19 protein-coding genes are annotated in these 24,601 nt (G+C 61.8%); 16 read left to right on the top strand and 3 right to left on the bottom strand.

Annotation, left to right across the window (positions count from 1 at the left end; translation table 11 throughout):
* Window positions 1-6: 6 nt before the first annotated feature.
* The 11 genes from VJ369_RS15870 to VJ369_RS15920 all read left to right on the top strand — a co-directional run bounded on the left by VJ369_RS15870 (window position 7) and on the right by VJ369_RS15920 (window position 12,949).
* On the top strand, window positions 7-1,308 hold the full coding sequence (locus tag VJ369_RS15870) for a dihydroorotase (RefSeq protein WP_324093009.1): 1,302 nt from the start codon (window positions 7-9) through the stop codon (window positions 1,306-1,308).
* Window positions 1,301-1,810, top strand: a complete 510-nt coding sequence (locus VJ369_RS15875; RefSeq protein WP_324093010.1) for a hypothetical protein — start codon at window positions 1,301-1,303, stop codon at window positions 1,808-1,810. The genes VJ369_RS15870 and VJ369_RS15875 overlap by 8 nt, the downstream gene beginning before the upstream one ends.
* A complete protein-coding gene (gene carA / locus VJ369_RS15880; RefSeq protein WP_324093011.1) occupies window positions 1,811-2,980 on the top strand; it encodes a glutamine-hydrolyzing carbamoyl-phosphate synthase small subunit in 1,170 nt (389 codons plus the stop codon). It begins immediately after the preceding gene.
* Window positions 2,980-6,258 carry a carbamoyl-phosphate synthase large subunit gene (gene carB, locus VJ369_RS15885; protein ID WP_324093012.1) on the top strand — a complete coding sequence of 1,093 codons (3,279 nt, stop codon included), beginning with the start codon at window positions 2,980-2,982 and terminating at the stop codon, window positions 6,256-6,258. Before carA ends, carB begins: the two co-directional genes overlap by 1 nt.
* Complete coding sequence (pyrF, locus tag VJ369_RS15890) at window positions 6,251-7,084, top strand: orotidine-5'-phosphate decarboxylase (RefSeq protein ID WP_324093013.1); 834 nt, start codon at window positions 6,251-6,253, stop codon at window positions 7,082-7,084. The genes carB and pyrF overlap by 8 nt, the downstream gene beginning before the upstream one ends.
* A gap of 134 nt (window positions 7,085-7,218) precedes the next feature.
* On the top strand, window positions 7,219-7,554 hold the full coding sequence (gene mihF, locus VJ369_RS15895; RefSeq protein ID WP_096257752.1) for an integration host factor, actinobacterial type: 336 nt from the start codon (window positions 7,219-7,221) through the stop codon (window positions 7,552-7,554).
* Between the two features lie 3 nt (window positions 7,555-7,557).
* Window positions 7,558-8,121, top strand: coding sequence for a guanylate kinase (gmk, locus tag VJ369_RS15900; protein ID WP_324093014.1), 564 nt, complete (start codon window positions 7,558-7,560; stop codon window positions 8,119-8,121).
* Window positions 8,114-8,392 (top strand): DNA-directed RNA polymerase subunit omega, encoded by a 279-nt coding sequence (gene rpoZ, locus VJ369_RS15905; protein WP_096257750.1) that lies wholly within the window; start codon window positions 8,114-8,116, stop codon window positions 8,390-8,392. Before gmk ends, rpoZ begins: the two co-directional genes overlap by 8 nt.
* A gap of 80 nt (window positions 8,393-8,472) precedes the next feature.
* Entirely contained in the window at window positions 8,473-9,696 is a 1,224-nt protein-coding gene (gene coaBC / locus VJ369_RS15910; RefSeq protein WP_324093099.1) for a bifunctional phosphopantothenoylcysteine decarboxylase/phosphopantothenate--cysteine ligase CoaBC, read from the top strand.
* 77 nt (window positions 9,697-9,773) lie between these two features.
* Complete coding sequence (gene metK / locus VJ369_RS15915; RefSeq protein ID WP_324093015.1) at window positions 9,774-10,979, top strand: methionine adenosyltransferase; 1,206 nt, start codon at window positions 9,774-9,776, stop codon at window positions 10,977-10,979.
* Window positions 10,980-10,987: 8 nt separating this feature from the next.
* Complete coding sequence (locus tag VJ369_RS15920) at window positions 10,988-12,949, top strand: primosomal protein PriA (RefSeq protein WP_324093016.1); 1,962 nt, start codon at window positions 10,988-10,990, stop codon at window positions 12,947-12,949.
* Here VJ369_RS15920 and VJ369_RS15925 read toward each other — a convergent pair.
* Together VJ369_RS15925 and VJ369_RS15930 are read right to left on the bottom strand one after the other, a co-directional pair.
* Complete coding sequence (locus tag VJ369_RS15925; RefSeq protein ID WP_324093017.1) at window positions 12,900-13,823, bottom strand: alpha/beta hydrolase; 924 nt, start codon at window positions 13,821-13,823, stop codon at window positions 12,900-12,902. The two genes, VJ369_RS15920 and VJ369_RS15925, sit on opposite strands and share 50 nt — an antisense overlap.
* A 10-nt stretch (window positions 13,824-13,833) precedes the next feature.
* The gene (locus tag VJ369_RS15930) at window positions 13,834-14,787 is read right to left on the bottom strand and encodes a sugar-binding transcriptional regulator (RefSeq protein WP_324093018.1); all 954 of its coding nucleotides are present in this window, start codon (window positions 14,785-14,787) and stop codon (window positions 13,834-13,836) included.
* 105 nt (window positions 14,788-14,892) lie between these two features.
* On the opposite strand from VJ369_RS15930, the gene VJ369_RS15935 reads away from it, so the two are divergent.
* The 3 genes from VJ369_RS15935 to glpK are packed head-to-tail and all read left to right on the top strand — an operon-like array spanning window position 14,893 to window position 18,953.
* Window positions 14,893-16,629 (top strand): glycerol-3-phosphate dehydrogenase/oxidase, encoded by a 1,737-nt coding sequence (locus VJ369_RS15935; RefSeq protein WP_414652671.1) that lies wholly within the window; start codon window positions 14,893-14,895, stop codon window positions 16,627-16,629.
* A gap of 54 nt (window positions 16,630-16,683) precedes the next feature.
* The gene (locus VJ369_RS15940; RefSeq protein ID WP_324093020.1) at window positions 16,684-17,415 is read left to right on the top strand and encodes an MIP/aquaporin family protein; all 732 of its coding nucleotides are present in this window, start codon (window positions 16,684-16,686) and stop codon (window positions 17,413-17,415) included.
* Between the two features lie 17 nt (window positions 17,416-17,432).
* Complete coding sequence (gene glpK, locus VJ369_RS15945; RefSeq protein WP_324093021.1) at window positions 17,433-18,953, top strand: glycerol kinase GlpK; 1,521 nt, start codon at window positions 17,433-17,435, stop codon at window positions 18,951-18,953.
* A 117-nt stretch (window positions 18,954-19,070) separates the two neighbouring features.
* On the opposite strand, the gene VJ369_RS15950 is transcribed toward glpK, so the two are convergent.
* Entirely contained in the window at window positions 19,071-20,834 is a 1,764-nt protein-coding gene (locus VJ369_RS15950) for a hypothetical protein (protein WP_324093022.1), read from the bottom strand.
* A gap of 318 nt (window positions 20,835-21,152) precedes the next feature.
* On the opposite strand from VJ369_RS15950, the gene leuS reads away from it, so the two are divergent.
* Both leuS and VJ369_RS15960 read left to right on the top strand, forming a co-directional pair.
* A complete protein-coding gene (gene leuS / locus VJ369_RS15955; RefSeq protein WP_324093023.1) occupies window positions 21,153-23,642 on the top strand; it encodes a leucine--tRNA ligase in 2,490 nt (829 codons plus the stop codon).
* A 9-nt stretch (window positions 23,643-23,651) separates the two neighbouring features.
* Window positions 23,652-24,584 (top strand): DegV family protein, encoded by a 933-nt coding sequence (locus VJ369_RS15960; protein WP_324093024.1) that lies wholly within the window; start codon window positions 23,652-23,654, stop codon window positions 24,582-24,584.
* Window positions 24,585-24,601: the final 17 nt, after the last annotated feature.

The raw sequence follows: 24,601 nt of genomic DNA on the forward strand, positions 1-24,601 counted from the left end.
CCTAAGATGAAGTATTTGATTCGACAGGCCGCCGTTCTGGGCGGTCAAGCTACCGACGTGCTGATCATCGACGGTAAGATCGCGCAGCTCGGTGAGCTCCATGACGCCGAGGCGACGGTGATCGAAGCCGCCGGGCTGGTGCTGCTGCCGGGTCTGGTTGACCCGCATACGCACCTGCGCGAACCTGGCCGTGAGGACGCCGAAACCGTGGAGACCGGTTCCCAGGCCGCCGCGCGCGGCGGTTATACCGCGGTGCACGCGATGGCCAACTCCACCCCGGTGGCAGATAACGCCGGCGTCGTGGAGCAGGTCTACGAGCTGGGCCGCAAGGCGGGCTGGGTGGATGTACGCCCGGTCGGTGCGGTCACCGTAGGACTGGGCGGGCAGCAGCTCTCCGAGATCGGCGCCATGGCAGACTCCCGCGCGAAGGTGCGGATGTTCTCCGATGACGGGATCTGCGTCTGGGATCCGCTGCTGATGCGCCGTGCACTGGAATATGTGAAGGCCTTCGACGGGGTGATCGCCCAGCACGCCCAGGAACCACGGCTCACCGAGGGCGCCCAAATGAACGAGGGCGAGGTGTCCGCGGTGCTGGGCATGACCGGCTGGCCGGCGGTCGCCGAAGAGTCGATCATCGCCCGCGACGTGCTGCTTGCAGAACATGTCGGTGCCCGCTTGCACGTGTGCCACGTGTCAACCGCCGGATCGGTGGAGATTATCCGCTGGGCCAAGGCGCGCGGCATCTGCGTCACCGCCGAGGTCACCCCGCACCACCTGCTGCTGACCGATGAAAAGGTGAAAACCTTCGATCCGGTCTTCAAGGTCAATCCGCCGCTGCGCCGCGAAGAAGATGTGCTGGCGCTGCGTGCGGGAGTCGCCGATGGCACCATCGACGTGATCGGCACCGACCATGCCCCGCACCCTTCCGAAGCGAAGGACTGCGAATGGGGTGCGGCCGCCATGGGCATGACCGGGTTGGAAACCGCACTGTCCATCGTGCAGCACACGCTGGTTCAGACCGGGCTGCTTTCCTGGGCCGACGTAGCGCGGATTACCTCGTTCACCCCGGCGAAGATCGGCAGCCTGGAAGATCAGGGCCGCCCGATCGCCGTAGGTGAACCGGCCAACCTGACCCTGGTGGACCCGGCGGCACGCTGGATCGTGGACCCGTCCACGATGGCCACCAAGGGGCGCAACTCGCCGTTTGCCGGAATGGAGCTGCCAGGTGCGGTACGCGCCACCTTCTTCCACGGTCACCCCACCGTGCTTGACGGCGCGCTGGCTACCCCGCGGGTGGCTCATGACTAGCGGGGAACTGACCAGCGTGCTGGTCACCATCGGGATCGCGGTACTTTTCTGTGCGCTGATCCTGATTGGCTGGCGCAATATGAAACGACGGCAGAGCGCCATCCCGGCGCCGTATGCGCAGTTCGACGACGAGCCGGAACACCAGTTCACCGGCATGTACGTGGCCACCACCCGCTATGAGGACTGGTTGGACCGGATCGCGGTCCATCAGCTCGGAGTACGTTCGAACGCCACCTTGGAACTGGGCAGCGCCGGGGTGCATCTGCTCCGTCCAGGCACCACCGACCTGCACATTCCGTGGAACGCGTTTGTGAAGGTGGCCCGGTCCGCCGGCATGGTCGGCAAGTTCGTCGAACGTGACGGGCTGATCGTGATCACCTGGACGAAGGATGATTTCACCTTCGATACCGGATTCCGTCCTCGCTACCACGAGGACACCGCAAAGATTTATCAGTTGCTGGCGTCGCACCAAGCCGACGCGGCCGAGCAGGAGACAAACTAAGTGAATTCCCTGAGCAACCTACCAGCAGTGCTGGTACTCGAAGATGGCCGCATCTTCCGTGGACGCAGCTACGGCGCCGTAGGCACAAGCCTTGGCGAAGCAGTGTTCACCACCGGAATGACCGGGTACCAGGAAACATTGACCGACCCTTCCTACGCGCACCAGATCGTCGTGCAGACCTTCCCGCACGTGGGGAACACCGGCGTGAACAGCGAAGATCCGGAGTCCACGCGCATGTGGCCGGCCGGCTATGTAGTGCGCGACGCGGCCCGGCGCCCCAGCAATTGGCGCAGCGACCGCACCTTGGATGAAGACCTGGTGACCTACGGCATTGTTGGTATCCGCAACGTGGACACCCGCGCGCTGACCCGTCACCTGCGTGATGCCGGGGCCATGAAGTCCGGAATCTTCTCCGGTGAGGCCGCCGCACAGTCCGACGCCGAGCTGATCGCCGCCGTCAAGGCGCAGCCAGCGATGGCCGGACGGAACATCTCCGCCGAGGTTTCGGTAGCCGCCGCCTACACCGTGGAGCCTGCCGATCACGGATTCAGCGGTGCGCCGTTGCACACCGTGGCCGCCGTGGACCTGGGCATGAAGTCGATGACCCCGCACCGCCTGGCCGAACGCGGACTGCGCGTGCACGTTCTGCCGTACAACGCGACACTTGAAGAAATCAAGGCCACCGGCGCCACCGGTGTGTTCTTCTCCAACGGCCCCGGTGACCCGGCGGCAGCTACCGCACAGGTGGAACTGGTCCGTGAAGTGCTCGACGCCGGCATGCCGTACTTCGGCATCTGCTTCGGCAACCAGATCCTGGGCCGCGCGCTGGGTTTTGAGACCTACAAGCTGCGCTTCGGACACCGCGGAATCAACCAGCCGGTCATGGACAAGTCCACCGGGCGTGTGGAGATCACCAGCCAGAACCACGGCTTCGCCGTCGACGCACCGCTGGAAGGCACGCCAACCGCACCGATCGCACGCTTCGGCAGGGTAGAAGTATCGCACTTCTCGCTGAACGACCACGTGGTGGAGGGCCTGTCATGCCTCGACATCCCAGCCTTCTCCGTGCAGTACCACCCGGAGGCAGCATCCGGTCCACACGATGCCGCCTACCTCTTTGACCGTTTCGTTTCCGCGATGGATTCCGCCGCAGATAAGGACAGCAAGTAATGCCTAAGCGCACCGATCTCACCTCAGTACTCGTCATCGGTTCGGGCCCGATCGTCATCGGCCAGGCCGCCGAATTCGATTACTCCGGCACCCAGGCACTGCGCGTGCTCAAGGAGGAGGGCCTGCGGGTCATCCTGGTGAACTCCAACCCCGCCACCATCATGACCGACCCGGAATTCGCCGATGCCACCTACATCGAGCCGATCACCCCGGAAGTTGTCGAAAAGATCATCGCCAAGGAACGCCCGGACGCGATCCTGCCGACCCTGGGCGGGCAGACCGCACTGAACACCGCCATCGCCCTGGATAAGTCCGGCGCGCTTGAGAAGTACAACGTCGAACTGATCGGCGCAAATATCGAAGCCATCGAGCTGGGCGAGGACCGCGAGAAGTTCAAGGGCGTGGTGGAGCGCTGCGGCGCCGAATCGGCTAAGTCACAGATCGTGCACACGCTGGACGAGGCCTTTGCCGCCGTCGAGATTCTGAACTACCCGGTGGTAGTGCGCCCCTCGTTCACCATGGGCGGCCTGGGCTCGGGCATGGCCTATGACGCCGAAGACCTGCGCCGTATCGCCGGAGCCGGGCTGCAGTACTCGCCGACCACCGAGGTGCTCCTGGAGGAGTCCATCCTGGGGTGGAAGGAATACGAGCTGGAAATGATGCGCGACAAGAACGACAACGTCGTCGTCGTGTGTTCAATCGAAAACTTCGACCCGGTAGGCGTGCACACCGGCGACTCGATCACCGTCGCCCCGGCCATGACGCTGACCGACCGCGAATACCAGAACCTGCGTGATATCTCCATCGCGGTCATCCGCGAGGTGGGCGTGGACACCGGTGGCTGCAATATCCAGTTCGCGATCGAACCGGACACCGGACGAGTGGTCGTCATCGAGATGAACCCCCGCGTTTCGCGTTCCTCCGCGCTGGCCTCCAAGGCCACCGGCTTCGCGATCGCGAAGATCGCCACCAAGCTCTCGCTGGGTTACACCCTGGATGAGATCCCGAACGACATCACGCAGAAGACCCCGGCCTCCTTCGAGCCGGCGCTGGACTATGTGGTTGTCAAGGTCCCACGCTTTGCCTTCGAGAAGTTCCCGGCAGCCGATAAGACGCTGACCACCACCATGAAGTCCGTGGGCGAGGCGATGGCGTTGGGCCGTAACTTCACCGAAGCGCTGCAGAAGGCGCTGCGCTCCCTGGAGCAGAAGGGATCGGAGCTTTCCTTCGAGCCGATTGCCGAAGAAGAGCATGAGGCGGTCCTCGCCTCGATCGTGAAGGGCTCCACCGAGCGCCTCTCGCTGGTTCAGCGCCTGCTGTTCTCCGGGGTATCCATCGAGAAGCTCTTCGAAACCACCGCAATCGACCCGTGGTACCTGGACCAGCTCGCGCTGATCAACGAGACCGCGCAGATGATCGCGGCGAATAAGGACCTGTCCGAAGAGGTCCTGCGCGAAGCCAAGCGCCACGGTTTCTCCGACGCGCAGATCGCCCAGCTCACCGGCAAGCCCGAGGCGGTCATCCGCGGGATCCGTCATGCGTTGGGGGTGCGTCCGGTCTTCAAGACCGTGGACACCTGCGCGGCCGAGTTCGAGGCATTCACCCCGTACATGTATTCGACCTACGACGAAGAGACCGAGGTGACCGCCCACGAGAAGCCGTCGGTGATCATCCTCGGTTCCGGTCCGAACCGCATCGGCCAGGGCATCGAATTCGATTACTCCTGCGTGCACGCGGTGATGGCCTTGCGTGAAGCCGGCCACGACACCGTGATGATCAACTGCAACCCGGAAACCGTGTCTACCGACTACGACATTTCCGATCGTCTCTACTTTGAGCCGCTGACCTTGGAAGACGTGCTGGAGATCATCCACGCGGAAGAAGAAACCGGCGGAGTGCTCGGGGTGTTCGTGCAGCTTGGCGGGCAGACCCCGCTGAAGCTCGCAGCCGAGTTGAAGGCGGCCGGGGTGCGGATCTTGGGTACCTCCCCGGAGGCCATCGACCTCGCCGAGCACCGTGGCGCCTTCCAGCAGGTGCTGGATAGCGCCGGGCTGATCGCCCCGAAGAATGGCACCGCGGTGTCCTTCAATGATGCGAAGAAGATTGCCGACTCGATCGGCTACCCGGTCTTGGTACGTCCTTCCTACGTGCTCGGCGGCCGCGGGATGGAGATCGTCTACGACGAGGCTAACCTGGAACGCTACATCGCCAACGCCACCGAAATCACCGTCGATCACCCGGTCCTCGTTGACCGGTTCCTGGAAGATGCGATCGAGATCGACGTGGATGCCCTGTTCGACGGCACCGACCTGTACGTCGGCGGCATCATGGAGCACATCGAGGAAGCTGGCATCCACTCCGGCGACTCGGCCTGCACCTTGCCTCCGATCACGCTGGGCCCGGACGTGCGCGACCGCGTGGCCGCAGCCACCCGCGCCATCGCCGAAGGTGTGGGGGTACGCGGGCTGATCAACATCCAGTTCGCGCTCGCCTCAGATATTCTCTACGTCATCGAAGCGAACCCACGCGCCAGCCGCACCGTGCCATTCACCTCGAAGGCTACCGGCGTGCAGCTGGCCAAGGTTGCGGCATTGATCGGCGTGGGGCACACCATCGCCGAACTGCGCGGCAGCTCGCTGCCGGCTACCGGAGACGGCACTCACCTGCCGGATTCGGCGCCGATCGCGGTGAAGGAAGCGGTGCTTCCGTTCGCGCGCTTCCGCACCCCGGAGGGCAAGGTCGTCGATTCGCTGCTCGGCCCTGAGATGCGTTCCACCGGCGAGGTCATGGGTATCGACAAGTACTTCGATACCGCCTTCGCAAAGTCCCAGGCAGCGGCGAACAACCCACTGCCTACCGGCGGCAAGGTCTTCGTTTCGGTGACCAATCGTGACAAGCGCTCCATCGTGATCCCGGTCAAGCACCTGGCAGACAACGGATTTGAGATCCTGTCCACCGGTGGCACCGCCGAGGTACTGCGCCGCAACGGCATCCCTACCCAGGTGGTGGGCAAGGTCCATGAGGGCGGGGAGTCCATCGTTGATCTGATCAACGCCGGGCAGATCGGCCTGATCTTGAACACCCCAACCGGTTCCGAGGCACGCGGGGACGGCTACGAGATCCGCGCCGCCGCGGTATCGGTGGGCACCCCAATCATTACTACCGTCGCCGAATTCGGTGCCTGCGTGCAGGCTATCGACGCGCTGCGTGAGTACGAGTGGGATGTCACCAGCTTGCAGGTGCACGATCAGAACCTGCGCGGTGCGCGTAATGCCTAACTTCGGAACCCGCCTCCGGGCGGCGATGGAGGCGGCCGGGCCGCTGTGTGTGGGAATTGACCCGCACCCGGCGCTGCTTCAGGCGTGGGGGCTGGAAAATACCCCCGCTGGGGTGCGATCTTTCTCACTGAGCGTGGTGGAAGCCATGAGCGGTGTGGCAGCAATCGTGAAGCCACAGATCGCGCTGTATGAGCGTTTTGGGTCCGCGGGATTTGCGGTTTTGGAGGAAACTCTCAGCTTGGCCAAATCTGCGGGAATATTAACCCTGGCAGATGCCAAGCGTGGCGACATTGGTTCGACCATGGCGGCCTATGCCACGGCATGGTTGGACGACGCTTCCCCGTTGGCTTCGGACGCGGTGACACTGAGCCCATACCTGGGTTATGAGTCACTTCGACCGGCCATTGACCTGGCCGCGCAGACCGGTCGCGGAGTGTTCATTCTGGGGCTCACCTCGAACCCTGAAGGACCCTCCGTGCAGCACGTTGGTGGTAAAAAGTCGGTTGCAAAATCGATTATTGACCAAGTCACCGCAGAAAATGCGGGCGCTGAAGATATGGGCCACGTGGGTCTGGTGGTAGGCGCAACCATTGGCGATGCACCGGAGAAACTGGGCATCGATCTGAGTGCAACGAAGGCGCCATTGCTCACCCCTGGGCTCGGTGCCCAAGGAGCTACGGCAGCTGATATCGCCGCCGCTTTTGCCGGTAGTTATTCACAGGTGCTGGGTACCAGCAGCCGGGACATCCTCAAGGTGGGGCCAAGTGTAAACGCCTTGCGGGCGAAAGCGGCGCAAGTTCGTGATGAATTACTGGCCGCGGGCTAAATAACTAGCACAATCGCGTTGTGGCTACTACAGTTTCTGGTAGCCACAACGCGATTACTCTTGCAAAATGCGCGTTTGATCGCTATGTTCACTCTCATAGCCTTAGTCCACTACACATGAAGGATGGCTGAACGATGGTACTGCGAGAACTCTCAGACGAAGACCGTATTCGGGCTCGTGCCAAGGCATTGGCAGCTCGCACACGCCGTGCAGAACTTAAAGCCCAGTTCAGTACCGGCAAGATCTCCATCACGGAGGTACTAGACTTGGTATACGAAGACGAGGCTGTGGGACGCATGCGTGTCATGGACCTTCTGGAGTCGGTGCCGGGTGTTGGCGAAGTTCGTGCAGCAAACCTGCTGGAACGTCTTGGCATTTCCCCTTCGCGTCGCTTGCGCGGTTTAGGCCGTAAGCAGCGCACGGCGATCACCGAACACTTCAAGCAATCGCCACCAAAAACGAAAGTGTAGTCAATGACCGCTGCGTCGGTAACTGTTCTAGCCGGCCCCACGGCCGTAGGTAAGGGCACCGTCTCCACCTACATCCGAGATAACTATCCTGATGTCTGGCTTTCGGTCTCGGCCACAACCCGAGACCCACGGCCAGGCGAAGAGGATGGAGTTCATTACTTCTTCGTCGGGCCTGAAAAGTTCCATCAACTGGTCGACGGCGGTGACATGCTGGAATGGGCTGTGGTGCACGGGCAGAATAGCTACGGGACCATCCGCTCCACGGTTGACGACGCGGTGGCTAATGGCAAGAAGGTCCTGCTGGAGATCGATCTGCAGGGTGCGCGGCAGGTGAAAGAGTCGTTGCCTGAGGCAACGTTCGTCTTTTTAGCCCCGCCAACCTGGGATGAATTGGTGCGCCGGCTGATAGGCCGCGGCACCGAAACGGCCCAGGAGCAGCAGCGTCGTCTAGAAACCGCTAAACTAGAACTTGCGGCGGAATCAGAATTCGATGTCACCATCGTCAATGATGATGTTTCACGCGCCGCCGAAGAGCTTGTGGCCCTTATGGGCCTGAAGAATGACTAAAGGGAGTCCTGTGTCCAATCTAGAGGGAATCATTAACCCATCGATCGACTCGTTGCTTGAGACCAACGACTCGAAGTACGCGCTGGTGCTCAACGCATCAAAGCGCGCACGTCAGATCAACGCTTACTACGCGCAGCTAAATGAAGGCCTGTTCGAGTATGTTGGTCCATTGGTTGAGACCAAGTTGAACGAAAAGCCACTGACCATCGCATTGCGCGAACTGGACAGCCAGCTACTGAAGGTCACTCGGGCTGAAGTTACCGAAGACTAACATCAGAGATGGCGCCCCGACCGGGCGCCATCTTTTTTCTTTAACCACCAGGTAAAAATCACCAAAGGATCTTTCGCGTGTTGCGTATCGTTTTGGGCGTCTCGGCCGGGATCGCCGCCTACAAGTCCGTGTTGCTGCTGCGCCTGCTCAAAGAGGCCGGGCACCACGTCGACGTCATCCCGACCGCGAAGGTAGAAAACTTCGTTGGCAACGCCACTTGGGAAGCTTTGTCGGGCAATCCGGTGACCTCCAATGTTTTCGACGCGGTGGATTCGGTGAATCACGTGCGTTTAGGCCAGCAAGCGGACCTGGTGCTGATTGTGCCGGCTACGGCGGACCTGATGGCGAAGGCGGCGGCGGGGATCGCCGATGATTTGCTGACCGGCACGCTGCTGGCGTCCCGTGCTCCGGTAGTGATGGCCCCGGCAATGCACACCGAAATGTGGCAGCACGAGGCCACCCGCGCCAACGTAGCCACCCTGCGCTCACGTGGGGTGACTATCATCGAACCGGCTAGCGGACGGCTGACCGGAAAAGACTCGGGACCCGGGCGACTCCCAGAACCCGAAGATATTTTTGCGCAGATTACCCCGCTGCTGAGTACCCCGGTCCTGGCCGGCCAGCGTGTGCTGATCACCGCCGGCGGTACCCGTGAACCTTTGGACCCGGTGCGCTTTTTGGGCAACCGATCCTCGGGCCGCCAAGGTGTGGCGCTGGCGCAGGCAGCCCGTGATGCCGGCGCCGAGGTAACGCTGCTAGCCACGCACCTGGAAGTTGCCCCGCCGGCTGGGGTGCGTCTGGTGCATGCATCGAGCGCGTTAGAACTGCGCGCCGCGGTGTTCGCCGAGGCGCCGGGCCACGATGTGCTGATCATGAACGCGGCGGTGGCTGACTTCCGTCCGGCAAACATCGAAAATTCGAAGATCAAAAAGCGCGACGAACACTCCGCTCCGGTGATCACCTTGGTGCGCAACCCGGACATTCTGGCGGAGATTGTGCAGGCCCGTGCGCAGGATGCGACGCTGCCTTCACTGATCGTCGGGTTCGCGGCCGAAACCGGCGACGAGCAGGGCAGCGTGCTGGACTACGGGCGCTCGAAGCTGGCGCGTAAGGGCTGCGAAATGCTCGTAGTCAACGAGGTGGGCGCGCAGCTGACCTTTGGGCAGGATACCAACAGCATTCAGGTGCTTTTTGCCTCGCAGGCTCCGAGCGTGCAGGCTACCGGAAGCAAGCTCGAGGTAGCCCGGGTGGTCATAGAGCAGATCGCGGGCGCAATAATCGGACATCCGCACGTCATAAAGTGAGCCGCACCATATGGTGTTTGGTCACGTATCGTCGCAACTAAAGCCAATCGGTCGGTTAGACCAGATAGAGTAAAAAGGTGACTTCAACTACCCCCGAACTTCGTCTTTTCACCTCGGAATCCGTTACCGAGGGACACCCAGACAAAATTTGCGACCAGATCTCGGATGCGATCCTCGACGCCATGCTGGCGCAGGACCCGAACTCCAAGGTCGCCGTCGAAACGCTGACTACCACCGGACTGGTGCATGTGGCCGGCGAGGTGACCACCAACGGCTACGTAGAGATCCCCGAGATCGTGCGCAGCACCATCCTGGACATCGGCTACGACTCCTCGGCCAACGGCTTTGACGGAGCGCGCTGCGGTGTGTCGGTGTCGATCGGACAGCAGTCCCAGGAAATCCACGACGGCGTGTTCAACTCGCTGGAAGCACGCGAAGGCACCGCCAAAGACCCACGAGATATGCAGGGCGCCGGGGACCAGGGCCTGATGTTTGGCTACGCCTCGGATGAAACCGATTCGCTGATGCCTACCCCGATCTTCCTGGCCCACCGTCTGTCCGAGCGGCTGACCCAGGTGCGCAAGAACGGACGCATGCCGCTGCTGCGCCCGGACGGCAAGACCCAGGTCACTATCGGCTATGACGGGGACACCCCGGTCTCCATCGACACCGTGGTCGTTTCCAGCCAGCACGCCTCGGAATACGAATTGGCGACCTTGAAGGCAGACCTGCTCGAAGAGGTTGTCACCCCGATCCTTGAGCGATCAAATCTGGACACCTCAAGCACCAACGTGATCCTGAACCCTTCGGGTCCTTTTGTGATCGGCGGACCGGTAGGCGACGCGGGACTCACCGGGCGCAAAATCATCGTGGACACCTACGGCGGTTTCGCCCGCCACGGCGGCGGCGCGTTCTCCGGCAAGGATCCTTCCAAGGTTGACCGTTCGGCCGCCTACGCGATGCGCTGGGTAGCGAAGAATGTCGTGGCCGCGGGGCTTGCCCGCCGCGCCGAAGTTCAGGTGGCCTACGCCATTGGCGTGGCTCGTCCGGTGGGTCTGTATGTGGAGACCTTCGACACCGAAACCGTGGACCCGTCCAAGATTACCCGCGCCATCAACGAGATCTTTGACCTGCGCCCGCTGGGCATCATCGAAGACCTGGATTTGCTGCGTCCGATCTACCGTAAAACCGCCGCGCACGGCCACTTCGGACGTGACGACAACGACTTCACCTGGGAGCGTACCGACCGCGTGGATGCGCTGCGCAGCTGGTTCAACGTCTAGGAACCAGCGTGCAGCAAGACGCCCTCATATCAGCACCCGAGCCGGCCCGTATCAAGCGGGTTGCCCGGGTGCTGATTGATTCTTCCGTGCCGCATCTGGACCGGCTCTTCGACTATCAGGTGCCCGAATCAATGGTGTCCAGCGCGGTGGCCGGCACGCGCGTGAAGGTGCCTTTTGGGGCGCAGCAGCTGCCTGGCTTCATCACCGAGGTGCTCGAAGACTACGCCTCGCCGATTAAGCTCAAGGCGCTGTCCAAACTGGTCAGCGACAAGGTGGTACTGCACCGCGAGGTATATGAGGTCGCCGAACTAGTGGCGCAGCGTTATGCCGGAACCGTGTGGGATGTGGTGCGCTTAGCCGTTCCGCCACGTGCTGCCAAGGTCGAAAAGGAAGAACTGGAAGTGGCAGTCCCCACGCTGCCCGAGCATCCAAATCAGCTAGAACACTACGAGTTGGGTCCCGAGGCGCTTCAGGCATGGGCCAACGGAGATACGCTGCGCGCGGTAGCCACCTGGGTGCCGAACTTTTATGGCTCATGGCCCGGGTTTTTGCTTGACGCGTGCCGGCCGGTGCTGTCCCGCGGGCAGCGCGTGCTGCTGCTGGTGCCCGACGCCAGCGACCTGGCCCGACTGTCCGAACACCTGGACGAGCACTTCGGCAAAGACAGTTATGCGCGGTTGCAGGCCGACGACGGACCGACCCCGCGATACCGGAATTTCCTGCGTGCCATCGGCGGGCAGGTGCAGATCGTCATCGGCACCCGGTCCGCCGCGCAATGCCATATCCCGCAGCTGGGGCTGATCGTGCTCTGGCAAGACGCGGATCAATCCCACCGTGAACAGCGCTCACCGTACCAGCATGCGCGCGAGGTGGCGTTGCTACGCAGCACCCACAGCGGCTGCTCGCTGCTCATTGCCTCACCGTCGCGTTCGGTGGAGGCCCAGCGCCTGGTGGCTACCGGATGGGCCACGGAACTGAAGGTGCCTCGAGCGGTGCTGCGCGCGCAGACCCCGCGCGTCGTGGCCACCACCAATGATTTTGAAATGGAACGCGACCCGGTGCTCGCCCGCGCCCGGATCCCGTCGCTGGCCTGGCGCGAAGCGACAAAGGCTCTGGAAACCGGGCCGGTGCTGGTGCAAGTGGCGCGCACCGGTTTTATGCCCGCGTTGGCCTGTCAGGACTGCCGGACGTTGGCGCGCTGCCCGGCCTGTCAGGGCCCGCTGCAACTTGGCGGGTCAACCCACCATATTGCCTGCAAATGGTGCGGCGAACAGTATCGCGAATACCGTTGTGCCGAATGTAATTCGCCACGGATCCGCGCGGCAAGCATTGGCGCGGATCGTACCGCAGAGGAGTTGGGCCAGGCCTTTGCCAAGGTGCCGGTGATTTCTTCTACCGGGGCTAAACCGGTGCGCCGGCTGGAGCGGAAACCTGCGCTGGTGGTGGCAACCCCCGGGGTGGAACCGGTGGTGGACGGCGGCTACAGCGCGGTGCTGCTGCTGGACGCGGATAAGATGATGGCCCATGACTCGCTTCGCAATACCGAAGAGGTGCTCAGCCGCTGGTTCAGCGCGGCCTCGCTGGCCTCGCATGAGGGGGTCGTGGTGCTGACCGGCACGCCAAGCCCGGCCGGTGCGGCGCTGGTGCGTTATGACCCGGCCAGTTTTGCCGAGCGTGAACTGGGGGAGCGCCGTGAATTGGGGCTGCCGCCGGCGGTACGCAGTGCGGTGGTCTCCGGGCCCGGTGCCGAACGGCTGATCGCCGCGATTTCACCGAAGCTGCGTGAGAAGCTGGCGGTGCACGGTCCGACGATTATCGATGGACCACCGATTGAACACCGCTATGTGCTGTTTTTTTCCTACGCCGACGGCCACCTGGTGACCACCTCGCTGCGAGCCTTGCGGGCGCGGATGTCCGCGGCTAAAGATCCGGTAGTGAACATCGCCGTGGATCCCGACGAGGTGCTTTAGCCCGGGATTGGTCCGGCAGGTGCTGCAGAAAATCGACGATCGCCGCGGCGGTGTCGCCGGCCTTTTCATAGTGAATCAGGTGACCGACGTTCTGAAGCATGACCAGCCGCGCGTCGGCAAAGCTCGCCCGGAGGTTCTCCTGGGTTTCCGGCGTGCCCAACTCGTCGAGCAGCCCGCCGACCATGAGTACCGGAATGCGAATATCTGCACTGTATTCACCCACGGTGTGCGCAATGGATGCCTGATAAGCCTGCGCGAGGCTCACGCGTGAATGAAACCCGCCAAAGTAGGCGCGGTGCTGTTCGCGCACGTACTGGCGCATGCTGCGGTCTTTACTCTTGGTCATCACCACGCTCATGGCGTCGGAGAATAACTTCGAGCGCAGTACCGCCGAACCGAGGCGTTCGGGCAGCTTCGCGCAGAGCTCGTAGTAAAAACCGGTGAGTTTAGCCATCAGCGCCTGCGAAGAATCCAACGCCAGCTCGGAGATCGGGTTCAGCAGCACGAGCCCGGAGAAGCCGCGTTCGGTGGCCAGTTTGGCCGCCACCAGCGAGCCAAAAGAATGCCCGAGCAAGATGGTGCCAGATGGCAGGGCGAACTCGTCGGCCAACGTGGACAGTGCCGTCGTGTAGCCGTGGACGTCGTGGGGTAATTGCATCGAGTTGGAGGAGCCAAAACCAGGAAGATCGGGCACGATGATGGTGTATTGCGGCAGCTGGTCCACGATGCGCTGCAGTCCATGATGATCGCCGCGAAAACCGTGGATCGCAAAAATCGTTCCGGCACTTGGCTGCGTGCTGGCCGGGTAACTGTAGACCTTGGTGGTGGAACCGTGCAGGGTATGGGTGGTGACCAGTTCGGTGCGTGGCGTCATGTGTTTAACCCTACCCGTCGAGCAGGGCGAGCGCGGTGCCCTCGTCGATGACCAATTCGGTGATCAGCTGGCCATTGAGCGCTCCGCGGACGGCTTCTAACTTGCCGCGGCCCGAGACTACGCAGAAGCGCCGTGGAACCTTGCGCAGTTCGGCCAGTGTGGGCCCGGTGGCTCGAGCGTTGATCTCAATGTGGGCGTCGTCGCCGCTTTTGTCGAAAAAGACCGTCGCGACGTCTCCCACCACACCCATCTCACTGAGCTGCCGGGTCTCGGCCTTACTGAGGTAACCGCCGCGGTATACCTGCGAGGCGAGGTTTGAATTGGCGGCCCCCAAGGAAAAGACCGCCAAATTCATCTCGCGTTGGATATTCCGTACGCGGTGTATCGAGGTTTCCTGCCACATCGCCTCGCGGGTACTGGCTTTGTCGAAAAAAGCCGGGACCGGGAACTGTTCGGTGCGGGCGGTGAAGGCCTGGCCGAAACGGGTCAGAATTTCGCTGGCGTAGCGCACCCCGCTGGAGACCGGGTTGGCCGCCCCATTCAGCTGCACGACCACCGAGTCATGGGTGGGGTGCCCGGCCAGTGCCGCGGAGACCGCCTGCATGGTCTGGCCCCAGGCGACACCGATGGTCATTGAAGAGGACACGATAGTGCCCAGTAGATAGGCTGCATGCGCCGAGACGCGTTGGAGCAATTCGGTGTCATCCATCGAACCGTCGGTGGGGACTAAATGCACGTTGATCCCGTATTTTTCGGCTAGCTGGTTACTGACCAATGCCGACAGGTTAGCCGAGGGGTTAATCTTCACCGAGACCATTCCGGTGCGTTTGGCGTGGGCGAGCAACCGCGACACCGTTGACCGCGAGACTCCCAATTCCCGGGCGATCACCTCCATCTTGATGTCCTGCAGGTAATACAACTGTGCGGCGCGCAAGGCGTCCTTGGCTTTGGGATTAGTCTGCACGGATGTGTCAGGATTTGGCAGTTTATAGGGTCCGTTCCCGGGGGATATCTGCATCAATCGGACCATTTCTGCACGTTTGTGCATTTCGTTTGACCGTTTTGTTCCATGGTGACAAGACTAACTGTTGACAGACACCAACAGTCAAAAAAGGGGCAAGCAATCGTGAATCGGGACCAGCTAGAGCAACTACGTGCACGGCCAAAGGCGCGGGTGCTCGTTGTCGGCGGTGGCATCAACGGCGTGGCGACTTTCCGTTACCTCGCGACGCAGGGAATCGATGTGGCACTGGTAGAACGTGGCGATTACTGCCAAGGCGCCTCCGGTGCGAGCTCGCATATGATCCACGGTGGGATCCGTTACCTGGAAAACGGTGAATTCCGCCTCGTCCACGAGTCGGTTCAGGAACGCAACTCATTGCTGGAGATCGCTCCGCACTACGTGAAGCCGCTGCAGACCACGATCCCGATTTTCTCCACCTTCTCCGGCATGCTCAGCGCGCCGATCCGTTTCTTGACTCACAAGTCCGGCAAGCCTACCGAGCGCGGTGCGGCGCTCATTAAAGCCGGACTGATCATGTACGACGTTTTCGCGGGCATCGATGGACGCAACACCCCATGGCACAACTTCAAGGGCAGCAAAGCAGCCCGCAAGGATCTGCCCGAACTGCGCGAGGACGTCAAATATACTGCCACGTACTTCGACGCCTCGGTGCACAATCCCGAACGCCTGACCCTCGATGTGTTGCGCGACGGCCTGGGTGCCAACGATCAGGCGCGAGCTAGCAACTATGTGGAGCTAGCCACCGTCACCGACGGCACCGCGACGCTGCGCGACGTGCTGACCGGCGAGCAGTTCGACTTCCAAGCCGAAGTCATCATCAACGCCACCGGTGCCTGGGTGGATCTGACCAACGCTGAGCTTGGAAAGAACACCAAGTGGACCGGCGGCACCAAAGGCTCACACATCGTGCTGGATCACCCAGAGCTGCTGGCCGCGACCGGTGGACGTGAAATCTTCTTCGAAAACGAAGACGGCCGCATCGTACTGATCTACCCAATGCTTGGCCGGGTACTGGTGGGAACCACCGATCTGGAGCACGACATGCGTGAACCGGCGGTCTGCACCGACGAGGAAGTTGCGTACTTCTTCGATTTGATCGGACAGGTCTTCCCGCGAATTTCCGTGAGCGAAGAGCAGATCGTCTACAAGTTCTCCGGTGTGCGTCCACTGCCGAACCACGACGACACCGCCCCGGGTTTCGTCTCCCGTGATTACCAGGTGAGGGAAACCCGCCTGACCGATTCGACCATGATGCTTTCGCTGATCGGCGGCAAATGGACCACCTTCCGCGCGCTGGCCGAAAACCTCGGTGGCAAGGCGCTGGCCTTCCTGGGCGAAAGCGAAAAGCACAGCACCCAGGGTGTGGCTATCGGCGGCGGCAAGAAGTTCCCCACCAATGAGGGCCAGCTGGCCGCCTGGTACGCAGCCCGTGAAGACCGTGCGCCGCATGCGCGGCTTCGCGTACTGCTCGAGCGTTATGGCACCGGAGCGGATCGGGTGCTTGCTGAAGTGGGCGAGCACGAAGAGCTACTGACGCACAGCAGTGAACTGTCGGTTCAGGAACTTTCCTACCTGGTCACGCATGAGCAGGTCGGGCGCTTGATCGATGTATTTATTCGCCGCACCAACCTCGCCTTCCGCGGGTTGGTCACTAAAGATTTGGTCAACGAGGTCGCCTCGCACCTCGCGGTACCGATGGGCTGGGATCAGACCCAGACCGCAGCCGAGATCGACAATTCGCTCTCGGTACTTGCAGAAAGCCATGGGGTCATCCTCGCGTAACCTGCACCGGCCGGCGGTAGGTTGCCGCCGGCTTTCGAAACCACTAAGAGGTCAATGTTGTCCACTCACGTGTTTCTTGCCGAATTAGCCGGCACTTTCATTCTCATCCTCATGGGCTCGGGCGTATGCGCCAACGTGGCACTCAAGGGAACCCTCGGTAGCGCCGCCGGTTGGCTGGCGATCAGCTTTGGCTGGGGCCTTGGTGTGTACTGCGGTGTCTGGATCGCCGGTATTTCCGGCGCGCACCTGAACCCTGCGGTCACTCTGGGGTTGCTGATCAACCCGGACGCCGCCGAATACGCACCCGGTGTTGCCAAAACCTTCGCCAACACCATGCTTTATTTCCTCGCCCAGCTCGTGGGCGCGTTCCTTGGTGCCGTGGGTACCTGGTTGGCTTACAAAAAGCACCTCGACGATAAGCAGAACGCCGGTAACCAGCTGGGCGTGTTTGCCACCGGTCCTGCGATCCGCTCCTACGGCTGGAATATGGTCTCCGAGATTTTCGGTACCTTTGTACTCGTCTTCGTGATTGCCGGTTTCGGTAAGACCCCTCATGAGCTTGGCCCGCTAGCGGTCGCGTTGCTCGTGGTGGCCATCGGTCTATCCCTGGGTGGAGCTACCGGTTATGCAATCAACCCAACTCGCGACCTCGGGCCGCGACTGGCACACGCTATTCTTCCTATCAAGGGCAAGGGATCATCGGACTGGGCTTACGCCTGGGTTCCGATCGCTGGCCCAGTCATTGGTGGTCTACTTGGCGGCGTCGGCGCCGGCCTGATGTTCTAGAAAGAGAGATGTGAATCATGACTGAAAAATATGTTATCGCCATCGACCAGGGAACCACTAGTTCCCGAGCGATCGTCTTCGATCACGCCGGCGAGGTTGTCTCGGTAGGCCAGCTCGAGCACGAGCAGATCTTCCCGGCCGCCGGCTGGGTGGAGCACGATGCAGCTGAAATCTGGAACAACATCCGCGAAGTGATCGGCCAGGCGCTGTCCAAGGCGAACCTGACCCGGCACGACATCGAAGTAGTTGGCATCACCAACCAGCGTGAAACCGCCGTGGTGTGGGATAAGAACACCGGCGAACCGGTGTACAACGCGATTGTCTGGCAAGATACCCGAACCCAGGAGATCGTTGACGAACTGGCTGCCAAGGGCGGAATGGATCGTTACAAGGACCGGGTCGGGCTGCCACTGGCAACCTACTTCTCCGGGACGAAGATCAAGTGGATTCTGGACAACGTGGAAGGCGCACGGGAACGCGCAGAAGCCGGGGATCTGATCTTCGGCACCACCGATAGCTGGGTGTTGTGGAACCTGACCGGTGGCATCGACGGCGGCGTGCACGTCACCGACGTGACCAATGCCTCGCGCACCTTGTTCATGGACCTGAAGACCCTGGCGTGGGATGAAGAAATCCTTGCCGACTTCGGTGTGCCGGTATCGATGATGCCGCAGATCCGTTCCTCCTCCGAGGTGTATGGCACCGTGGCGGGCAACCAGTTGCTGCGCGAAGTGCCTGTGGCGGGTATTTTAGGTGACCAGCAGGCGGCCACCTTCGGCCAGGCAGCGTTCACCGCGGGTACCGCGAAGAATACCTATGGCACCGGTTGTTTCTTGATCTTCAACACCGGCACCGAGATCGTGCATTCCTCTAACGGGCTGCTGACCACGATGGCCTACAAGCTGGGCGACGCCGCTCCGGTCTACGCGCTGGAAGGCTCCATTGCGGTAGCCGGATCCCTGGTGCAGTGGCTGCGCGACAATATCGGCATGATCGCTACCGCCCCGGAGATCGAAGAGCTGGCGGCCAAGGTAGATAACAACGGTGGCGTGTACATCGTGCCTGCCTTCTCCGGTCTCTTCGCACCGTATTGGCGGGCCGAAGCACGTGGCGCAATCGTGGGCTTGACCCGCTTTGCGAACAAAAACCACATTGCCCGGGCCGCATTGGAAGCTACCGCATTCCAGACCCGCGAGGTGCTGGACGCGGTGAACGCCGACGCCGAGGTGCCGCTGACCGAGTTGAAGGTCGACGGTGGCATGGTGGCCAACGAGGCATTGATGCAGTTCCAAGCCGATATTCTTGGGGTGCCTGTGGTTCGCCCAAAGGTTACTGAAACCACCGCGCTGGGTGCTGCCTATGCAGCTGGCCTGGCAGTGGGCTTCTGGCAGGACCTTGGCGAGCTGGAATCGAACTGGTCTGAGGACAAGCGTTGGGAGCCGGAGATGGAAGACGCAGAGCGCGAACGTAGCCTGCGCCTGTGGAAGAAGGCCGTGACTCGTACCTTTGACTGGGTAGACGAAGACACCAAAGCCTAGCCAGCTTCAGCACGCACAAACGCAGACCTCGAACCCAAAAGCCACGGGTTCGTGGTCTGCGTTTTTTCCGGTGCCGGCCGGTGGGGGATTGGGGGTTCGGCTGGCACGGTCTGCTTGCTAACTTTCCTCGGGTGGATCGGGTGGATCGGGTGGATCCGGTGGATCGGGTGGCGTTACCTCCCGGTCGGGGGAGTCTGCCAGTTGCAGTGCTCCCCAATAGGTGTTGCGCCGAGGTTTTTGTTCAGGGTCAAGATGCGCAGGCAGGATCACGTGGGGTAGGCCATCGACGTCAACGATTTTAATTTGATCCACGTGGCGGCTGTGATGCCCTTCGGGACACAATCCTGCCCCGGACTGCACACTGGTGGTCCCGCCATCGGCCCACGCGCGTTGATAGTGATCAATTTCTACGTGATCTGGCGCGGTGGTGCAGTCCGGCACAATGCAGCCACGATCGCGCGCTAACACTGCCGCCCGGACATACCCCTGGTGATAGCGTCTGGATCGGCCCAGATCTAGCGGTTGGCTGTTGCCGCCCAAGACAACCGGGATGATATTGGCGTCGGCTAAGGTGCGTCGAAGTTCACCGGGCGGCAAGTTCACCCCATTTGCGGTGACGGCGTGAGCTTCGGCGAGGTTCTGCAGGTCACTTAGCCACATATAAACGAAGATGCGTGGAATGATTGGCTTGAATTTTCCGCCGGTGGCAGGGGCGGTAAGGATGGCCATGAAAGCGTTCAGTGCGCGGAGCTCCGGGGTGAGGACTTCGTAGACATTGCTTACTGGTTTGGTCTGCGTGGTGCAGTTCGCGGTGCCATCGGCTTCAGACTGCTCATCGGCCGGCTGAGCCCATGCGGGCATCGGGGTCTCGGGCTGTAGCCAGGGCGGGTCACTGGGCACATCGGTCGGCATGAGCACGGCGTCGGCAACTGGCTGCTGCGCGTTCATTTCTGGCGACCGCGAAACGGCATCAGAGGCAGGTTCTGCGGTTGCGCCACGTGCGGCCTTGCCTGCACGGGTGCGCCAGTCTGCCGATTGCACGCGGATCGAACGGATCACCTGAGCATGGGAGGCCAAGGTGCGCAGGGTGAATTCGTGAACACCTTGGATGATCGGGCCGATGAATAGGCCCAGCGCCGGTGGCTGTTTTTCGGTGTGCAGTTCCTTGTAGATTCCGATCCGGGTGCTGATCTCTTTGCGGGCGGCATTGGGACCGAGCTGCGCTAAGGCGCGGGCGGCGTGGACCTCTAGAAGTTGCCCGTCGGTGTCTCTGGCGGTGAGCTGCACCGGGATCCCGTCGAAGGTGGTGTCTTTGGGTTCGAGTTTTTCAAGCCTGCGGGCGGCGGCAGTGATGCTGCGTCGGTCTGCGCCACCCTCGGCATAGAGTCTTGCAAGTTGGGGTAAGCGAGGCGGGCAAAGCTCACCCTGGGCGGTGCGCCGGCCGATAAGGAGATAGGCGTCGTCGATGCGCCGTTGTGCCTCGAAATAGTTCAGGCCTAACCACGCGGCCAGCAAGTCCCCGGCAGATTTGTAGCAGGTCCGGCCCACGGCGAGTTCCGGTTCACCCTCTAGCACGCAGGTCCCGGCGCGTAACCGATCGAAACTTTCAAGACTCAGCGCGTGCGCCCCGCTGAGCTCAGCGTCAAGGGCGGTGGCCAGTTGTTCGTGATGGACCTGCTGGGCGAATTTTTCCACGAGGTCACCGTAGGCAAGTGCGAGGCGTGGGTCGCGCTGCTGATGCACTAGCTGGCCAATGGCGGTGAACAGGGCGAGGGCCAGGGAGCCTAAACGCAGCATCATGGCACCGGTGAGCTGCGTCCCGAGCTGAAGCGGGGCGGCGCACAGGGTGTGCAAGGTGGCGATGAGTGCTGGGGTGTTCATGAAGCCATTGTTGACCCGGCAGCTCGGTGCTGGACCGCCGTGGGTGCCAGCTGTGGATAAGCGGTGTGCGAATTCATCGGACACCGGCGTGAGGTTTGTGAGCGAAGACATTGGACCGGTGGCGGAGCCGGCATTTCACGGATGCGCCGTTGCGAGTTGAACTGCGATAGAATCGGCGTATGCATTTTCAGCGCAACCTAGGCTAAGCACGGCCAATGGCCGTACCCCCGAGTGGTGATTTGGGGGCTTTTGTTGTGTCTGGACCCGAACCAAGTTTTCCGTCAGGAAATTTTTCCGCAAGTGTGTGAGAAGAGCTCAGTGACATCATCGACGAACGAACCCAGAACCTACGATTTTAAGGACCTCGAGTCCAAGTGGCTACCGGTGTGGAACGAACTTGAAGTGTTCAAGCCCGCCGATGACGGCAGCCGCGAGCGTCGCTATGTGCTGGATATGTTCCCGTACCCCTCCGGTGACCTGCACATGGGTCACGCCGAGGCTTTTGCTATGGGCGATGTGGTGTCGCGTTACTGGCGCTTGCGTGGCTATGACGTGATGCATCCGATCGGCTGGGATTCCTTCGGCCTGCCAGCGGAAAACGCCGCCATCAAGCGCAATGCGCACCCGGCGGAGTGGACCTACAAGAACATCGACACCCAGGCTGAGAGCTTCAAGCGTTACGCGATCTCCGCCGATTGGGATCGCCGGTTGCACACCTCGGATCCGGAATACTACCGCTGGACTCAGTGGCTGTTTAATAAGTTTTACGAAAAGGGTCTGGCCTACCGCAAGGACCACCCGGTGAACTGGTGCCCTACGGACCAGACCGTGCTGGCTAATGAGCAGGTAGTTAACGGTGCCTGTGAGCGTTGTGGCACGGCGGTGACCAAGAAATCATTGAACCAGTGGTACTTCAAGATCACCGATTACGCCGACCGCCTGCTCGAAGATATGGACGGGCTCAAGGGCCACTGGCCTGAGCGCGTACTGCTGATGCAGAAGAACTGGATCGGCCGTTCCGAGGGCGCCCAGGTGACCTTCTCCATCGCCGCGCAGGATCAGCTGGACGAAGTCAAGATACCGGTCTTCACCACACGCCCGGACACCTTGTACGGTGCGACCTTCATGGTCGTTGCAGCCGACGCCGCGCTGGCTGGCGAGCTGGTCACCGACGAGCACCGCGCCGCCCTGGAAGAATACCAGGAGCAGGTGAAAGCACTCTCCGAGATCGAACGCCAGTCCTCGGAACGTGAGAAGACCGGTGTGTTCCTGGGCCGTTACGCGATCAATCCACTCTCCGGCGAAAAGCTGCCGGTCTGGGCCGCGGACTACGTGCTGGCCGATTACGGGACCGGTGCAATTATGGCCGTGCCCGCGCACGACCAGCGTGACTTGGACTTTGCCCGCACCTTCGACCTGCCGGTGCGCGTGGTCGTCGAAACCGGTGAAGAGGATCCGGCAGTTTCCGGAACCGCGACCACCGGCGAGGGCCAGCTGATCAACTCGGGTGAGCTCTCCGGTCTGACTAAAACCGAGGCGGTCGCGAAGGCGATCGAGATCGTTGAGGCCGCCGGCACCGGTGAGCACACGATCAACTACCGGCTACGCGACTGGCTGCTATCGCGCCAGCGCTTCTGGGGTACCCCGATCCCGATTATTCACTGCACCGACTGCGGCGAGGTCCCGGTTCCCGATGACCAGCTTCCGGTGCGCCTGCCAGATAACCTGCGCGGCGAGCAACTCGCTCCGAAGGGCACCAGCCCGCTGGCTGCCGTCGAAGAGTGGGTCAACGTGGACTGCCCGAAGTGCGGCGGCGCCGCCAAGCGCGACACCGACACCATGGATACCTTTGTGGATTCCTCCTGGTACTTCCTGCGTTTCGTTTCCCCGCATTACACCGAGGGTCCGTTCGACCCGCAGGCAGTGCGCGATTGGATGCCGGTTGGCCAGTACGTCGGCGGTGTAGAGCACGCGATTCTGCACCTGCTCTATTCGCGGTTCTTCACCAAGGTCATTTTTGATCTGGGCCTGATCGACGTGGACGAACCATTTAGTGCGCTGCTGAACCAGGGACAGGTACTCAACGGCGGCAAGGCGATGAGCAAGTCGCTGGGCAACGGTGTTGACCTTGGCGAGCAGCTGGACAAGTTTGGTGTGGACGCGGTACGTCTGACCATGATCTTCGCCTCCCCGCCGGAGGACGACGTGGACTGGGCCGATGTATCCCCATCGGGTTCGCAGAAGTTCTTGGCCCGCGCCTGGCGTATCGCCCAGGACGTGCACAGCGCCCAGGACGTCGATTACACCACCGGTGAGAAGTCCTTGCGCCAGGTCACTCACCGCACCGTGCACGAGGCCGCGCAGCTGCTGGACTCGGGCAAGTTCAACGTGGTGATCGCCAAGACCATGGAATTGGTCAACGCGGCGCGTAAAACCATCGATTCCGGTGCCGGGTCCAGTGACCCTGCGGTCCGCGAGGCCGCAACGGTCACCGCGCAGCTGCTGAGCATGTTCGCGCCATACACCGCCGAAGATATGTGGGCCCAGCTGGGCTACGAGCCAAGCGTGGTGAACAGCTCCTGGCCGCAGGTTGACGAGACGTTGCTCATTGATGACACCGTCACTGCCGTGGTGCAGATCAAGGGCAAGGTCCGCGCGCGTCTAGAGGTGCCCCTGGATATCTCCGAGGATGATCTGCGTGAGCAGGCTTTGGCCAACGAAACGGTGATCCGCATGCTCGATGGCAAGGAGCCGCTGAAAGTGATCGTCCGTGCGCCGAAGCTCGTGAATGTGGTTCCGGCCCCGTAGGCTCAACCCATGAGCGAACGCACGAAGAGTCCACGCGCGGGCTGGCTGCCTAAATGGCTGGCCCCGCGTGGGCTTTCGCGTACCCGGATTGGCGTGGTCACCGACTCCGCCGCCTGCCTGCCTGGCAGCTTGCTGCAAAGCGCCGACTTCGCCTGCGTGAATATCCCCATTATCGTCGACAATCATGTGCACGGCGATGACCTGAACGCGTTGATGATGGGTCTGGCGATGGGAAAATCGGTGAAAACCTCACGCCCAGCCCCGGGGGAATTCACTAAGGTCTACCGGCAGCTTCAGGACGCCGGTTGCGAGTCAATTATCTCTATTCACATGTCCGGTCAGCTTTCGGGCACGGTGGATGCCGCCCGGCTGGCAGCAAAGGATGTTCAGCTGCCGGTGACGGTAATCGATACGCGTACCGTCGCGATGCCCCAAGGCTTTGCCGTCGCCGATGTGCTGGCCGCCCGGCAGGCCGGCGCGCCACTTGAAATGCTGACCCAGATCGCGCGTTCGGCCACCGCGAATTCCGTCTATTTTGCGGTGCCAAGCCTCGAGCAGTTACGCCGCGGTGGGCGGATCAGCACCATCTCCTCGGTGCTGGGAAACCTGCTCAACGTGAAACCGATCCTGCACATCGACGATGGACTGATTCAACCCATTGAAAAGCCACGATCTTTTGCCCGCGCCCAAGCCCGTCTGGTGGCGCTGGGTACCGATGCGGCCAGCAAGGCTGAAGGACCGGTGCGTATCGGAGTGATGCATTTTGGGGCCGCGGAGTTGGCTACCGAGGTGGCCAACGAACTAGCTTCGCTCAGCGATGAGCCGGTGCAGATCGAATCCCTGCCGGCAGTACTCGCCGCGCACACCGGGATTGGGGTCCTCGCGGTGGCCGTCGGGCCGCTGAATCCACAACCCGACACCGTGCAGCGCGTCAAGGACTAAGTCTGGCGCAAACTGTG

The sequence above is a fragment of the Glutamicibacter sp. genome (assembly GCF_035257265.1).
Classification (GTDB): domain Bacteria; phylum Actinomycetota; class Actinomycetes; order Actinomycetales; family Micrococcaceae; genus Glutamicibacter.

Bases quoted from the DNA above. Each gene is read 5' to 3' on its own strand.
- VJ369_RS15870 (WP_324093009.1), top strand. From the start codon at position 7: ATGAAGTATTTGATTCGACAGGCCGCCGTTCTGGGCGGTCAAGCTACC.
- VJ369_RS15875 (WP_324093010.1), top strand. From the start codon at position 1,301: ATGACTAGCGGGGAACTGACCAGCGTGCTGGTCACCATCGGGATCGCG.
- carB (WP_324093012.1), top strand. From the start codon at position 2,980: ATGCCTAAGCGCACCGATCTCACCTCAGTACTCGTCATCGGTTCGGGC.
- pyrF (WP_324093013.1), top strand. From the start codon at position 6,251: ATGCCTAACTTCGGAACCCGCCTCCGGGCGGCGATGGAGGCGGCCGGG.
- mihF (WP_096257752.1), top strand. From the start codon at position 7,219: ATGGTACTGCGAGAACTCTCAGACGAAGACCGTATTCGGGCTCGTGCC.
- gmk (WP_324093014.1), top strand. From the start codon at position 7,558: ATGACCGCTGCGTCGGTAACTGTTCTAGCCGGCCCCACGGCCGTAGGT.
- rpoZ (WP_096257750.1), top strand. From the start codon at position 8,114: ATGACTAAAGGGAGTCCTGTGTCCAATCTAGAGGGAATCATTAACCCA.
- VJ369_RS15925 (WP_324093017.1), bottom strand. From the start codon at position 13,823: ATGACGCCACGCACCGAACTGGTCACCACCCATACCCTGCACGGTTCC.
- VJ369_RS15935 (WP_414652671.1), top strand. From the start codon at position 14,893: ATGGTGACAAGACTAACTGTTGACAGACACCAACAGTCAAAAAAGGGG.
- VJ369_RS15940 (WP_324093020.1), top strand. From the start codon at position 16,684: ATGTTGTCCACTCACGTGTTTCTTGCCGAATTAGCCGGCACTTTCATT.
- glpK (WP_324093021.1), top strand. From the start codon at position 17,433: ATGACTGAAAAATATGTTATCGCCATCGACCAGGGAACCACTAGTTCC.
- VJ369_RS15950 (WP_324093022.1), bottom strand. From the start codon at position 20,834: ATGAACACCCCAGCACTCATCGCCACCTTGCACACCCTGTGCGCCGCC.
- VJ369_RS15960 (WP_324093024.1), top strand. From the start codon at position 23,652: ATGAGCGAACGCACGAAGAGTCCACGCGCGGGCTGGCTGCCTAAATGG.